This is a genomic window from Streptomyces sp. OR43, assembly GCF_008042275.1.
Taxonomy (GTDB): Bacteria; Actinomycetota; Actinomycetes; order Streptomycetales; family Streptomycetaceae; genus Streptomyces.
Genome location: NZ_RDBK01000043.1, coordinates 197179 through 211183, shown reverse-complemented (window position 1 = coordinate 211183; position 14005 = coordinate 197179). Strand labels below are relative to the sequence as shown.

10 protein-coding genes are annotated in these 14005 nt (G+C 71.0%); 5 read left to right on the top strand and 5 right to left on the bottom strand.

Features of this window, described 5'->3' with window-relative positions; all coding sequences use genetic code 11:
- The first annotated feature begins 21 nt into the window (after positions 1-21).
- From dusB to EAO72_RS19365, 4 genes are all read left to right on the top strand, one after another.
- Positions 22-1170 carry a tRNA dihydrouridine synthase DusB gene (dusB, locus tag EAO72_RS19380; protein WP_148018598.1) on the top strand — a complete coding sequence of 383 codons (1149 nt, stop codon included), beginning with the start codon at positions 22-24 and terminating at the stop codon, positions 1168-1170.
- Positions 1171-1755: 585 nt separating this feature from the next.
- Positions 1756-4467, top strand: a complete 2712-nt coding sequence (gene ppdK / locus EAO72_RS19375) for a pyruvate, phosphate dikinase (protein WP_148018597.1) — start codon at positions 1756-1758, stop codon at positions 4465-4467.
- Between the two features lie 529 nt (positions 4468-4996).
- On the top strand, positions 4997-6013 hold the full coding sequence (locus EAO72_RS19370) for an ArsR/SmtB family transcription factor (protein ID WP_148018596.1): 1017 nt from the start codon (positions 4997-4999) through the stop codon (positions 6011-6013).
- Between the two features lie 170 nt (positions 6014-6183).
- Positions 6184-6603: a VOC family protein gene (locus tag EAO72_RS19365; RefSeq protein ID WP_148018595.1), complete on the top strand. Its 420-nt coding sequence runs from the start codon at positions 6184-6186 to the stop codon at positions 6601-6603.
- Positions 6604-6660: 57 nt separating this feature from the next.
- Here the strand turns inward: EAO72_RS19365 and EAO72_RS19360 are convergent, their stop codons facing one another.
- The 4 genes from EAO72_RS19360 to EAO72_RS19345 all read right to left on the bottom strand — a co-directional run bounded on the left by EAO72_RS19360 (position 6661) and on the right by EAO72_RS19345 (position 12156).
- Entirely contained in the window at positions 6661-7827 is a 1167-nt protein-coding gene (locus EAO72_RS19360; RefSeq protein WP_148018594.1) for an alkaline phosphatase PhoX, read from the bottom strand.
- Between the two features lie 147 nt (positions 7828-7974).
- Entirely contained in the window at positions 7975-8346 is a 372-nt protein-coding gene (nirD, locus tag EAO72_RS19355; RefSeq protein ID WP_148018593.1) for a nitrite reductase small subunit NirD, read from the bottom strand.
- Positions 8346-10940 (bottom strand): nitrite reductase large subunit NirB, encoded by a 2595-nt coding sequence (gene nirB, locus EAO72_RS19350; RefSeq protein ID WP_148018592.1) that lies wholly within the window; start codon positions 10938-10940, stop codon positions 8346-8348. The genes nirD and nirB overlap by 1 nt, the downstream gene beginning before the upstream one ends.
- Position 10941: 1 nt before the next feature.
- On the bottom strand, positions 10942-12156 hold the full coding sequence (locus tag EAO72_RS19345; protein ID WP_148018591.1) for an NAD(P)/FAD-dependent oxidoreductase: 1215 nt from the start codon (positions 12154-12156) through the stop codon (positions 10942-10944).
- Between the two features lie 182 nt (positions 12157-12338).
- Between EAO72_RS19345 and EAO72_RS19340 the strand changes: the two genes are divergently transcribed.
- Entirely contained in the window at positions 12339-13127 is a 789-nt protein-coding gene (locus tag EAO72_RS19340) for a sulfite exporter TauE/SafE family protein (protein WP_148018590.1), read from the top strand.
- Positions 13128-13149: 22 nt separating this feature from the next.
- Here EAO72_RS19340 and EAO72_RS19335 read toward each other — a convergent pair whose 3' ends face one another.
- Positions 13150-13773: a class F sortase gene (locus tag EAO72_RS19335; protein ID WP_148018589.1), complete on the bottom strand. Its 624-nt coding sequence runs from the start codon at positions 13771-13773 to the stop codon at positions 13150-13152.
- Positions 13774-14005: the final 232 nt, after the last annotated feature.

The window sequence follows — 14005 nt, the reverse complement described above, 5'->3', positions numbered from 1 at the left end:
GGCGTACGCGACAATGGGGGAATGACCACGCTCGCCCCCTCGCCCCAGCTGCTCCGCATCGGCCCGCACACCGTGCAGCCGCCGGTGGTCCTGGCCCCCATGGCCGGCATCACCAACGCGCCCTTCCGTACCCTGTGCCGGGAGTTCTCGGGCGGTAAGGGGCTGTTCGTCAGCGAGATGATCACGACGCGGGCGCTGGTCGAGCGCAACGAGAAGACCATGCAGCTCATCCGCTTCGACGCGACCGAGACCCCGCGCTCGATCCAGCTGTACGGAGTGGACCCGGTCACGGTCGGCAAGGCCGTCCGCATGATCGTCGACGAGGACCTCGCCGACCACATCGACCTGAACTTCGGCTGCCCGGTCCCCAAGGTGACCCGTAAGGGCGGCGGCTCGGCGCTCCCGTACAAGAGGCCGCTGCTGCGCGCGATCCTCAACCAGGCGGTCTCCCAAGCGGGCGACCTGCCGGTCACCATCAAGATGCGCAAGGGCATCGACGACGACCACCTGACCTTCCTCGACGCCGGCCGGATCGCCGTCGAGGAAGGCGTCACGGCCGTCGCCCTGCACGGCAGGACGGCCGCCCAGCACTACGGCGGCACCGCCGACTGGGACGCCATCGCGCGGCTCAAGGAGCACGTCCCCGAGATCCCCGTCCTCGGCAACGGCGACATCTGGTGCGCGGACGACGCGCTGCGGATGATGCGCGAGACCGGCTGCGACGGCGTGGTCGTGGGCCGCGGCTGCCTGGGCCGTCCCTGGCTCTTCGGCGACCTGGTGAGCGCGTTCGAGGGCACGGAGACCCGGCAGGCGCCCTCCCTGCGCACCGTCGCGGACGTGATGCTGCGGCACGCGACGCTGCTGGGGGAGTGGATCGGCGACGAGACCCGCGGTGTGATCGACTTCCGCAAGCACGTGGCCTGGTACCTGAAGGGCTTCGCGGTCGGCTCCGAGATGCGCAAGAAGCTGGCGATCACCTCGTCACTGGAGGAGCTCGGCTCGCAGCTGCACGAACTGGAGCTGGACCAGCCCTGGCCGGACGGGGCCGACGGCCCGCGGGGGCGTACCTCGGGCAACAACCGGGTCGTGCTCCCGGACGGCTGGCTGAAGGACCCGTACGACTGCGCGGGCGTCAGCGCGGACGCGGAACTGGACACGTCGGGCGGCTGAGATACGCCCGTGGGCGGAGTGACACCTCGTGGGGGTGATGGGGCACCGGGTGCCCCATCACCCCCACTGCTCATTTGAGCGTTGGATCGGGCGGGAATCGAAGAGATCCGGCCGGATTCCCCGGTCAGGGGTGTCTCATGGGTCACTTCCGCCTTGCCTGCGTGGCGTCACGTGACCGATGGGTCACCCAGGGCTGCCTGGGAGGCGTCCGTATGGTGACATCTGAGCGCCACTTCCGGCGTGATCCTCGCCACGCCTGATGGGTTCATTGCTCAGATGAGCACCTTTACGCGGGGTCCACTTCTCAAATGATGGCACTGGGTGCCAGGTGGCTCTCCTTTGATCGATCGACGCTTCCATCGCGTTGCGTGGTGAAAGGGGTCGGAACCGGTTGCCATGCGTGGTCATTCATTCAAGAAGTGAATACTTTCGCTCGATCGGGCTAGAGGGCGCTCCACTTTCGATCTGCTGGCGGACGGGTGGTTGAGGCCGCACGACGCGCAAGCGCACATACCCAGACACCTTCGATCTGGGTATGTTCCTCGCCGTCAGGGCAGCCACCGCGTCGTCGAGGAGTCGAGACCCGTGTCGGAAAACGAAGACCTTCAGAAGTTCGTCTACGACTTCACCGAGGGCAACAAGGAACTGAAGGATCTGCTCGGCGGGAAGGGTGCCAACCTCGCCGAGATGACCAACCTCGGACTTCCGGTTCCTCCGGGTTTCACCATCACCACCGAGGCCTGCAAGGTCTACCTCGACAGCGGCGACGAGCCGGCCGAGCTGCGCGACGAGGTGAGTGCGCACCTCGACGCCCTTGAGGCGCGGATGGGCAAGAAGCTCGGCCAGGCCGACGACCCGCTGCTGGTGTCCGTCCGCTCGGGCGCCAAGTTCTCGATGCCCGGCATGATGGACACGGTCCTCAACATCGGCCTCTCCGACGCCTCCGTCGTCGGCCTCGTCGCCCAGTCCGGCGACGAGCGGTTCGCGTGGGACTCCTACCGCCGCCTGATCCAGATGTTCGGCAAGACCGTCCTCGGAGTCGACGGCGACCTCTTCGAGGAGGCGCTGGAGGCCGCCAAGGAGGCCAAGGGCGTCACCGTCGACGTGGATCTCGACGCGGGCGACCTGAAGAAGCTGGTCAAGCAGTTCAAGAAGATCGTCACGCGGGACGCCGGACGTGACTTCCCGCAGGACCCGCGCGAGCAGATGGACCTGGCCATAAAGGCGGTCTTCGACTCGTGGAACACCGACCGGGCCAAGCTCTACCGCCGCCAGGAGCGCATCCCCGGCGACCTCGGCACCGCCGTCAACGTCTGCTCCATGGTCTTCGGCAACCTCGGCCCGGACTCCGGCACCGGTGTCGCCTTCACCCGTGACCCCGCCAGCGGCCACCAGGGCGTGTACGGCGACTACCTGCAGAACGCGCAGGGCGAGGACGTCGTCGCGGGTATCCGCAACACCGTGCCGCTCGCCGAGCTGGAGTCCATCGACAAGAAGTCGTACGACCAGCTGATGCAGATCATGGAGACGCTGGAGACCCACTACAAGGACCTCTGCGACATCGAGTTCACCATCGAGCGCGGCCAGCTGTGGATGCTCCAGACCCGGGTGGGCAAGCGCACCGCCGGTGCCGCCTTCCGGATCGCCACCCAGCTCGTCGACCAGGGACTCATCGACGAGGCCGAGGCGCTCCAGCGCGTCAACGGGGCGCAGCTGGCGCAGCTGATGTTCCCGCGCTTCGACGACGAAGCGAAGACGGAGCGGCTGGGCCGTGGCATCGCCGCGTCGCCGGGCGCGGCGGTCGGCAAGGCCGTCTTCGACTCGTACACCGCGGTCAAGTGGTCCCGTTCCGGCGAGAAGGTCATCCTCATCCGCCGTGAGACCAACCCGGACGACCTCGACGGCATGATCGCCGCCGAGGGCATCCTGACCTCGCGCGGCGGCAAGACCTCGCACGCGGCCGTCGTCGCCCGCGGCATGGGCAAGACCTGTGTCTGCGGCGCCGAGGACCTGGAGGTCGACACCAAGCGACGCCGGATGACGGTGGGCGGGCGGGTCATCGAGGAGGGCGACGTCGTCTCCATCGACGGCTCGACCGGCAAGGTGTACCTCGGCGAGGTACCCGTCGTACCGTCGCCGGTCGTCGAGTACTTCGAGGGCCGGATGCACGCGGGCGCCGACGACGCCGACGAGCTGGTCGCCGCCGTGCACCGGATCATGGCGTACGCGGACCGGGTGCGCCGGCTGCGGGTGCGGGCCAACGCGGACAACGCGGAGGACGCCCTGCGGGCCCGCCGGTTCGGCGCCCAGGGCATCGGGCTGTGCCGCACCGAGCACATGTTCCTCGGCGAGCGCCGCGAGATGGTCGAGAAGCTGATCCTGGCCGACACCGACCAGGAGCGCGAGACGGCTCTGGAGCAGCTGCTGCCGCTCCAGAAGGCCGACTTCATCGAGCTCTTCGAGGCGATGGACGGACTGCCCGTGACCGTGCGGCTGCTGGACCCGCCGCTGCACGAGTTCCTGCCGGACATCACCGAGCTCTCGGTCCGGGTGGCGCTCGCGGAGTCCCGCAAGGACGCCAACGAGAACGACCTCCGGCTGCTGCAGGCCGTGCACAAGCTGCACGAGCAGAACCCGATGCTCGGTCTGCGCGGGGTCCGGCTCGGCCTGGTCATCCCGGGGCTGTTCGCCATGCAGGTGCGGGCGATCGCCGAGGCCGCCGCCGAGCGCAAGAACGCCAAGGGCGACCCGCGCGCCGAGATCATGATCCCGCTCGTCGGTACGGTCCAGGAGCTGGAGATCGTCCGCGAGGAGGCCGACCGGGTCATCGCCGAGGTCCAGGCCGCCACCGGCACGAACCTCAAGCTGAAGATCGGCACGATGATCGAGCTCCCGCGTGCCGCGCTCACCGCGGGGCAGATCGCCGAGGCCGCGGAGTTCTTCTCCTTCGGCACCAACGACCTGACGCAGACGGTGTGGGGCTTCTCGCGCGACGACGTGGAGGCCTCGTTCTTCACCGCGTACCTGGAGAAGGGCATCTTCGGGGTGTCGCCGTTCGAGACGATCGACAAGGACGGCGTGGGGTCGCTGGTACGCAGCGCGGTCGCGGCCGGCAAGGCCACCCGTCCCGACCTGAAGCTCGGCGTCTGCGGCGAGCACGGCGGCGACCCCGAGTCGGTGCACTTCTTCCACGAGGTGGGCCTGGACTACGTCTCCTGTTCCCCCTTCCGCATTCCGGTGGCCCGCCTGGAGGCGGGCCGGGCGGCAGCGGAGTCGCGGGGCAGCGACAGCCGCTGAGGCGGCAGAGCCACTGATTCCGCGGCGGCCGCAGGACCGGACGACCCTCAACGGTCGGGCGGCGGCCGCGGAATTCCCTGAGGCGGCGGCACCCTGTGCGGGGGTGCCGCCGCCTTGTCATGGGTGCGTGCCGACGAGGAATGTGAGCGCTTTCTGTAATGTGCGCGTCACTTCATTGCTTCGTTTAATGCGCAAAGAGATGAGTCGGAACGAGGCCGGGTGCGGTGCCGGGCCGGAAACGGGACCGGGGTGCGGTCCATGGATCCCCACCCATGGACCGCACCCGGCTTACCCCCGTCGAGTGCGGAGCCGCACCGTCGCCAACCGCCGCCGAACGAGCAAAACCCCCCACGGCCTTCACCCGCTCTTCCGGTGGCTTCGGAATCGCACCCGACGTCGTACAGCCTTTCGGGTGACGGTGGGTCGGGGCGAGACGTTTCACCTCTGGCCGAAACCCCGTGGTGACGTGCTGTAACTCTTCGCATACTCTGACGCGGGGGCAATTGCAGGTGCAAGGGGTGGGGGTTCGGTGCTGCGTATCCATGTCTCCGGGTGGGACCTTTCCAAGGTGCGGATGGCCACCGGGCCGGACGCGTTATGGGAGACCATTCTCAGCTTTCACCGGCTGAGGGACCGGAGGGCTTCCACGGTGTTCGGGAAATGGCGTTCGGAAGCGCGACCACGGTTGAATGGTGAAGTACGTCTGCTGTCCGCCGTGGTTCCACCGCGCGGCTATTTCCCGGACTTCCTGACGCCTTCTCGGGAAGGCGCCGAACCGATGGACTTCACCACCGGAATGGAAGCCCTGCGCGACACCCCGCCCGAGCGGCTGCGGGCCGATCTGGAGGTGCTGGGCGCCCAGGCGGCGGCCGGCGGCCGCGGCGCGGCCCGGCAGGCGGTCCGGCCCGTGGCGCTGGACGCGCTGGGCGAGGGCCGGGCGGAGCCCCTGGGCCGGCTCATCGGCGTGCTGCGCGCCTACCACCGGGCCGCCGTCGAGCCGTACTGGCCGCACATCCAGGCCAGCGTCGAGGCCGACCGTGCCCTCCGTGGCCGCGCGCTCCTGGACGGCGGCGCCGAGGAACTGCTCGCCTCGCTCCCGCCCGTGATCCGCTGGCGGGCCCCCGTACTGGAGGCGGACTACCCGGTCGACCGGGAACTCCACCTGGACGGCCGCGGACTGCTCCTCCAGCCGTCGTTCTTCTGCCGCGGCACCCCGGTCGTCTACCGGGACCCGCTGCTCCCGCCGGTGCTCGTCTACCCCGTGACCCATGCCGCCGCCCCGGTCTTCGCCGAACCGGGCCCCTGGCTCGGCCGGCTGCTCGGGAACACCCGCTCGACGGTCCTGCGGGTCATAGGCGACGGCTGCACGACCAGCGAACTCGCCCGCCGGGCCGGAGTGTCCCTCGCCTCGGCCAGCCAGCACGCCTGTGTGCTGCGCGAGGCGGGCCTGGTCCACACCCTGCGCCACGGCAGCTCGGTCCTGCACACGCTGACCCCGCTGGGCGGCTCGCTGCTGCGGGGCGGTGCGCCGCTCGCCGTCTCCTGAGCCCGCCCGGCTCCGGCCTCCCGCGCGGCGGGCGAGGTTTTCCGTCCGGCGCCGCGCGGGAAGGATATTTCGTCCGGCGCCGATGAGTTCCCGGCGGACCCGCTGTCTACCTGTCGTAGAGCGGTTCGAACAACAGCGCACGGGAAACAGCCCGAGAGAGCGAGACGGCCATGCCTCAGATGATTTTCGTGAACCTGCCGGTCAAGGACCTGGAGACGACCAAGGGCTTCTTCGGCAAGCTGGGTTACTCCTTCAACCCCCAGTTCAGCGACGAGCGCACCGCCTGTCTCGTCATCAGCGACACGATCTTCGCGATGCTCCTGGAGGAGCCGCGCTTCAAGGACTTCACCAAGAAGGAGATCACGGACGCCTCGACGCACACCGAGGTGATCCTGGCGCTGAGTGCCGAGAGCCGCGAGAAGGTGGACGAGCTGGCGGACACGGCGCTCGCCTCCGGCGGATCGCCCGCCAACGAGACCCAGGACCTCGGCTTCATGTACGGCCGCTCCTTCCAGGACCCGGACCACCACATCTGGGAGGTCGTCTGGATGGACCCGGCGGCCGTCGAGGCCGGCGGCCAGCCCGCCTGATGGCGGGGAAACGGCCGCGCGGCCGCCGGTACGGGCGCCGCGCGGCCGGGGAGCCGGTCAGCCGCGGAACGGCCCCGTGACCTCGTACGTGATGCCGCCGGAGGAGCTTCCGCTCGTCCCGCGCTGCGAGGAGAAGTAGAGCCGGGTGCCGTCCGGGGAGAACGCCGGGCCGGTGATCTCCGAGCCGGACTGGCCGCTGATCCGCAGGAACGGGGCGACGGTGTCGTCCGGGGTGATCAGGCAGATCTCCATGTTCCCGCCGTCCTCGGCGACGTACAGGTCGCCCGACGCGGACCGGGTGACGTTGTCGACGCCGGTGAGCGGGGCGCTGCCGCCGGTGACCAGTGAGTCGTCGTAGGCGAGCGAGAGGGCGGACGCGTTCGCGTCGTACGCCCACACCCGGTTGTCGCCCTTGGTGGTGAACCAGCAGGTGCCCGCCGCGTAGAAGCAGCCCTCGCCGCCGTTGAACACCTTCGCGCCGGAGACCTGGTAGCGGGTCTGGGTGGGCGAGCCGTCCGGGTCGGGGACCGTTGCCCAGGTCACCGGGCCGGAGGTGCCGGTGCCTGCCACCAGGACCTGGAGGGTGCCGGAGGACAGGTTGCCCCAGGTGGTGGGGCGGAAGCGGTAGAAGCGCCCGTCCGTCTCGTCCTCGGTGAGGTAGACGTACCCGTGGTCCGGGTCGGCCGCCGCGGCCTCGTGCTTGAACCGGCCCAGCGCCGGGCGCTGCACGGCGGCGTTCACGCCCCAGGGGTCCGTCTCGTAGACGAATCCGCGGCTGACCTCCTCGCAGGACAGCCAGGTGTTCCACGGGGTTCGCCCGCCCGCGCAGTTGTTGTTGGTGCCGGACAGGATCCGGGAGGCGGAGGTGACGGTTCCGGAGGAGTTGAAGCGCACCGCGCTCGCCCCGCCGCCGCTGCCGGAGGAGACCTCGGCGTTGGAGACGTAGATCCAGCCGCTGCCGTCGGCGAACGTGGCGCCCCCGTCGGGCGCGCTGTGCCAGGCGTACGAGGTGCCGGGGACGGTCTGCCCCGAGCGGGCGATGATTCTGCTGGTGAAGCCGCTCGGCAGCAGGATGCCGTTGCCGTTGGCCGCCTGGAGCGCGCCGTACGGGCCGGTGGCCGGCTGGGCGGGGCCGGCGAAGGCGGCACCCCGCCACAGGGTGCCGCCGAAGGCCGCCGCCGAGCCGCCGATCACCGCTGTGCGCAAGAAGGTCCGACGTTCCACGATCACTCCACGGGTGACGTGAGGGCCCGCCGGTCCGGTCGGCCCGGCGGGTCGAACGTCAGGACAGTAGAGGGACGCAGTTGACGGAGCGTCAACAGATGGTGAACGGGCCGTGACCGCTCCGTTCGGGCCGCCTTCCGGCGCCCGTCAGTCCGCGCGGACCTCGAAGACCGGCACCGAGACCTCGTCGTCGTCCAGGCAGGCGCCCGTCGCGAGGTCGAAGCGCTGCTTCAGGAGCGGAGAGGCGACGAACGGCTGCCCGCCCTGCGAACCGACCAGCCCGCGCGACAGGACGTACGCGCCGGTGAACGGGTCACGGTTGTCGATCGCGTACGTGCGTCCCGCCCGGTCCACGAACAGCGCGACCTGCCGGCCGTCCGGGAGGAGGGCCGCGACCCCGCGGCCGGGCGTCAGCAGCGAGCGGTCGCAGACCGTGAGCCAGTCGGTCCCTGCGGCCAGCCGGATGACCCGGGTGTCCTGCGCGGTCTCCGGCGTCCCGTTCATCGTCTGGGTCGTCATCAGGAGGCGGTCCCTTCAAGAGTGCGGATGGCGAGAACCGGGCCCGCGAGGATGTCCAGATCGGGCTTGACCTGGTCGCGTTCCGGGACGAACCGCACCGACGGATCGGGAGCGTCGGGTGCGTTGACGAAGGTGACGAAGCGGCGCAGCCGCTCCGGGTCGTTGATGGTCTCGGCCCACTCGTCGCGGTAGCCGCGGACGTGGTCGGCCATCAGCCGCTCCAGCTCGTCGCAGAGCCCCAGCGAGTCGTGGACGACGACATCCCGTACGTGCTCCAGGCCGCCCTCGATCCGGTCCAGCCAGGTCGAGGTGCGCTCCAGCCGGTCCGCCGTGCGGATGTAGAACATCAGGAACCGGTCGATGAGGCGGACCAGTTCGGCGTCGGACATGTCCTGGGCGAGCAGGTCCGCGTGGCGCGGGGTGGCGCCGCCGTTGCCGCCCACGTAGAGGTTCCAGCCGCCGGCCGTGGCGATGATCCCGAAGTCCTTGCCGCGCGCCTCGGCGCATTCCCGGGCGCATCCGGAGACCGCCGACTTCAGCTTGTGCGGGGAGCGCAGGCCCCGGTAGCGCAGCTCCAGGTCGATCGCCATCTTCACGGAGTCCTGCACGCCGTAGCGGCACCAGGTCTGCCCCACACAGGACTTGACCGTCCGCAGCGACTTCCCGTACGCGTGCCCCGACTCGAAGCCCGCGTCGACCAGCCGGGTCCAGATCAGCGGCAGCTGGTCGACGCGGGCGCCGAACAGATCGATCCGCTGACCACCGGTGATCTTGGTGTAGAGGCCGAAGTCGCGGGCCACCTCGCCGATCACGATCAGCTTCTCCGGCGTGATCTCACCGCCGGGGATGCGCGGCACGATCGAGTACGAACCGTTGCGCTGGAGGTTGGCCAGGAAGTGGTCGTTGGTGTCCTGGAGGGCCGCCTGTTCGCCGTCCAGGACATAGCCGCTCGCGCCGACCGTGGGAGCCAGCGAGGCGATGATCGAGCCGACCGTGGGCTTGCAGACCTCGCAGCCGTCGCCCCCGCGCGCCGCCTCACGGCCGTGCGAGTCGAGCAGTTCGGCGTACGACGTGAGCTCCAGGGTGCGGACGATCTCGTACAGCTCGCTGCGGGTGTACGCGAAGCAGCCGCACAGGCCCTTGTCCTGGCTCTGCGGGAGCAGCTGGCCGATGACCTTCACGCAACTGCCGCAGCCGGTACCGGCCTTGGTGCACTTCTTCACCTCGGGCAGCGTGCTGTGCTCGCAGATCGCGCCCTTGGTGACGTTGTGGCAGGAGCAGATCACGGCCTCGTCGGGCAGCGAGGAGGGGCCGAGGGTGACCGGGCCGCCCGCGCCGGCCGGCAGGACCAGCTGCTCGGGGGCGACCGGCAGGACCGTGCCCGTCATCGGGCGCAGCGTGCCGTACTGGTCGGCGTCCCCGACGAGCACCCCGCCGAGCAGCGTCCCGTCCTGGCCGATCACCAGCTTCTTGTAGACGCCGGAGCGGGAGTCCGCGTACACGACGTCCAGGCAGCCCTCGGAGGTGCCGTGGGCGTCACCGAAGGACGCCACGTCCACACCGAGCAGCTTCAGCTTCGTCGACAGGTCGGCGCCGGTGAACGACGCCTCCTTGCCCGCGATCACCCCGGCGGCCGTCTGCGCCATCTCGTACCCGGGCGCCACCAGTCCGTACACCCGGCCGTCGGCGGCGAGCGCGCACTCGCCGATCGCGAACACCGCCGGGTCGGAGGTGCGGCACTCCTCGTCGACGATGATGCCGCCGCGCTGCCCGACCGCGAGTCCGCAGTCCCGGGCCAGCTGGTCGCGGGGCCTGACGCCGGCCGAGAAGACCACCAGGTCCGTGGCGAGCGATGAGCCGTCGGAGAGCGACATCCCGTTCACCGAGCCGTCCTCGCCCGCGGTGACCTCCTGGGTGCCGACGCCCGTGTGGACGGTCAGGCCCATGTTCTCGATGGTGCGCAGCAGCGCCGCGCCGCCGCCCTCGTCGATCTGGACGGGCATCAGCCGGGGCGCGAACTCCACCACGTGGGTGTCGAGTCCGAGCCCCTTCAGCGCGCCCGCCGCCTCCAGCCCGAGGAGCCCGCCGCCGACGACCGCGCCGGTCGTCGCCGTCTTCGCGTACTCCTCGATCGCGAGCAGGTCCTCGATCGTGCGGTAGACGAAACAGCCCTCGGCGTCCTTGCCCGGGACGGGCGGGACGAACGGGTAGGAGCCGGTGGCCAGCACCAGCGTGTCGTAGCGGAAGGTCTCGCCGGAACGGGCGGTGACCGTGCGCGCCTCGCGGTCCAGCGACTCGGCGGGGTCACCGACCCGCAGCTCGAAGCCGTGCCGCTCCATGAAGCCCTGCTCGACCAGCGACAGGTCCTCGGGGGTCTTCCCCGAGAAGTACGAGGTCAGCTGCACCCGGTCGTAGGCGGGGCGGGGCTCCTCGCACAGGACGACGACGCGGGCGGTGCCGGCGGCGGGCGTCAGCCCCCGGTCGGCGAGAGCCTCCAGGAACCGCTGGCCGACCATTCCGTGCCCGACGACCACGATGGTCGCCGTGGCCGCTGCGGTGGAGGTGTGGGGGGTCGGGAAGGTGGACACCGGCATCTCAGAAGCCTCCGTCGTTGGTGAGCAGGTGGAGCAGGGACGTTTCGGCGGGGAGCGGCGCGTCGTCCTGCCAGGTGCGGGCCAGGGTGCCGACCGCGGCGAGATCGCCGAGCAGCACACCGCCCGCCAGCCGGTCGCCGCGCACGACGACCGTGCGGTACGCGCCCCGGGTGGCGTCGGCCAGCCGGATCACGTCGTCGCCGGGCAGCGGCCGGGAGTCGCCGAAGGCGGCGAGGTCGAGCGACGCCGTACCGGGGTCGGCCGGGCCGTTGAGCGTCAGCCGGGTCAGGGCCCGGGTGCCTTCGTACCGTGCCGGCCGGCCCGCGAGGACTTCCGCGAGCACATCGGCCTGCTCCAGCGCCGGCCCCGCGAGCCCGTACACGGTGGAGCGGTGCTCGGCGCAGTCGCCCACGGCGTGGATGTACGGATCGGAGGTGCGCAGCTCGTCGTCGACGACGACGCCCTTGCGGACCTCCAGACCGGCCGCCTGCGCGAGGCCCGTCCGGGGACGCACCCCGCAGGCCAGCACGGTGATCTCGGCCGCCAGCTCGTAACCGTCGGCGAGCTCCACCGCCCGGACCGCGCCGTTGGCGCAGCGCAGCCCGCGGACCCGGCACTCGGTGTGCACCTCGACGCCGAGGGACTCCAGATGGCTCCGGAGCAGCCCGGCCGACTCCGCGTCCAGCTGCCGCTCCATGAGGTGCTCGCCCTGCTGGGCCAGCACCACCTGGGCGCCGCACTCGGCCAGCGCCCGGGCCGCCGACACGCCCAGGAGGCCGCCGCCGATGACGACCGCGTTCACCCCCGGCCGCACCGAGGCGCGCAGCGCCAGGCAGTCGTCGAGCGTGCGGAAGGCGTGCACCCCGTCCGGCATCGTGTTCCCGAGCCCGCGCAGCGGCGGGAGTACCGGGTTGGAGCCGGTCGCCAGTACCAGCCGCCCGTAGCGCACCACACTTCCGTCGTCGCAGTGCACCAGCCGGTCGTCCCGGTCGATCCGCACCGCCCGCACCCCGCGCCTGACCTCGGCCGGGGGAAGGGCGATCACGTCCGCCGGATAGCGCCCGGCCAGCACCTCGGCCAGCAGGACCCGGTTGTAGGGGGCGTGCGGCTCCTCGCCGATGACGGTGACATCGGGCACCCGGGCGGCCAGGCGTGCGCCCGCCATCCCGGCGCCGATCACCACCACCCGCGCCGTGTTCTCCGTCCGTGTCCTCATGAAAGGAAGCGTGACCGGGGGGTGTTACCCGTCCGGATCCCCACTGTTTCCCGGGAGGAACCTTGCGCTCAGCGTCCGCGGAACGCGCCTGTGAGGGCCGCTGACGGCCCCGAGCTCAGAATTGGCTCAAGAATCCCGGGATGGTTGGACGGGGCACGTACCGCTTCCTTAAGGTCGCGACCATGCCTGACATCACCCTGACCACTCTCGTCGTGCTCTGCCTCGCCGCAGCCGCGGCCGGCTGGATCGACGCCGTGGTCGGGGGCGGCGGACTCCTCCTGCTGCCCGCACTGCTGCTCGGACTGCCGCACGTCCCGGCCGCCCAGATCCTCGGCACGAACAAGGCCGTCGCGATCGTCGGCACCTCGGGCGCCGCCGTCACCTATGCGCGCAAGGCGCCCGTGAAGGTCGGCACGGCGCTGCGGATCGGGCTGGCGGCGCTCGCCGGATCGATGACCGGTGCCTTCTTCGCCGCCGGGATCAGCAGCGACGTGCTGCGCCCGGTGATCATGGTGGTGCTGGTGGCCGTCGCCGCGTTCGTGATGCTGCGGCCCCAGTTCGGCCGGTCCGCCGAGGACGGCACGGCGCCCGCGGTCACCCGGGCCCGCACCGTCACCGCGATCGTCCTGGTGGGTGGCGGCATCGGCCTGTACGACGGGCTGTTCGGACCGGGCACCGGCACCTTCCTCGTACTGGCGCTCACCGCGGTGCTCCACCTCGACCTGGTGACGGCCTCCGCCACGGCGAAGATCGTCAACGTCTGCACCAACGGCGGGGCGCTGGCGATGTTCGCCTACCAGGGCAACGTGATGTGGCAGCTGGCCGCGCTGATGGCGGTGTTCAACCTGGCGGGCGGCCTGTTCGGGGCGCGGATGGCGCTGCGCAAGGGCAGCGAGTTCGTCCGCGGGGTGCTGCTGGTGGTGGTCTTCTCGCTGGTCGCGAAGCTCGCCTTCGACCAGTGGCAGGCCTGACGGTACGGGGCCGGGCCCGGCCTCAGCGCACGCCGGTGAGATGGGCGTACGCCACCACGTTGCCCTCGTAACCGGTCGACGGGGAGAACCCGCCGCCGCAGGTGATCAGACGCAGCGAGGCGTGCTCCGAGGCCCCGTAGACCCGTCGGTCGGGGAAGTCCTCGTTGTCGTACACCTCGATCGCGTCGACCGAGAAGACGGCGGTGCGGCCGTCCTGGCGGAGTACCTCGACGGTGCTGCCCTTCTTCATCGACCCCAGGTCGTAGAAGACGGACGGGCCCCGGTCGTTGTCGACGTGCCCGGCGACGATCGCGGTGCCCTTGGCGCCGGGCGGCGGGCCGTCCTCGTACCAGCCGACGAGGTCGGTGTCATCGGCCGGCGGTACGTCGAGGCTGCCGTCCGGTCCCAGTCCGAGCCGCATCATCGGGGCGTCCACCCGGATGCCCGGGATCGTGATGCGGACGGGCGCGGAGGGCCGCAGCGGGTCGGCGACCGGGGATCCGGGCAGCAGTCCGGGGCCGGCGGCGAAGGCGTCGGCGGCGGCCGGGGCCGGCGGGGTCAGCCGGGTGTCCGCGCCGTTCCGGACCAGCCAGAGGCCGGCCAGCGCCGCGACGACGAGCAGCCAGCCCTTGGCCTTCTGGGACACGGTCGTCCTCCGGAGAGAGAGAAGGGTCCCGTCCCGGTGGCGCGGGGCCACCGGGACGGAAACCGGGCGGTACGGAGAGGTGGAAGTCTCCGTCAGCTGCCGTCCTGCGTGCCGCTCGCCCGGCGACGCAGGAGCCAGGCTCCGCCTACGGCGGTCGCGGCGAGTACGCCGGCTCCCGCCGCGATCTGGGTGGTGTCCGGTCCGACGCTGCCGCCGACACCGGTCTTCACAC

Excerpts from the sequence above, each read along its gene's own strand:
- nirD (WP_148018593.1), bottom strand. The coding sequence starts at position 8,346 with ATGACGACCCAGACGATGAACGGGACGCCGGAGACCGCGCAGGACACC.
- EAO72_RS19365 (WP_148018595.1), top strand. The coding sequence starts at position 6,184 with ATGCCTCAGATGATTTTCGTGAACCTGCCGGTCAAGGACCTGGAGACG.
- nirB (WP_148018592.1), bottom strand. The coding sequence starts at position 10,940 with ATGCCGGTGTCCACCTTCCCGACCCCCCACACCTCCACCGCAGCGGCC.
- dusB (WP_148018598.1), top strand. The coding sequence starts at position 22 with ATGACCACGCTCGCCCCCTCGCCCCAGCTGCTCCGCATCGGCCCGCAC.
- EAO72_RS19340 (WP_148018590.1), top strand. The coding sequence starts at position 12,339 with ATGCCTGACATCACCCTGACCACTCTCGTCGTGCTCTGCCTCGCCGCA.
- EAO72_RS19345 (WP_148018591.1), bottom strand. The coding sequence starts at position 12,156 with ATGAGGACACGGACGGAGAACACGGCGCGGGTGGTGGTGATCGGCGCC.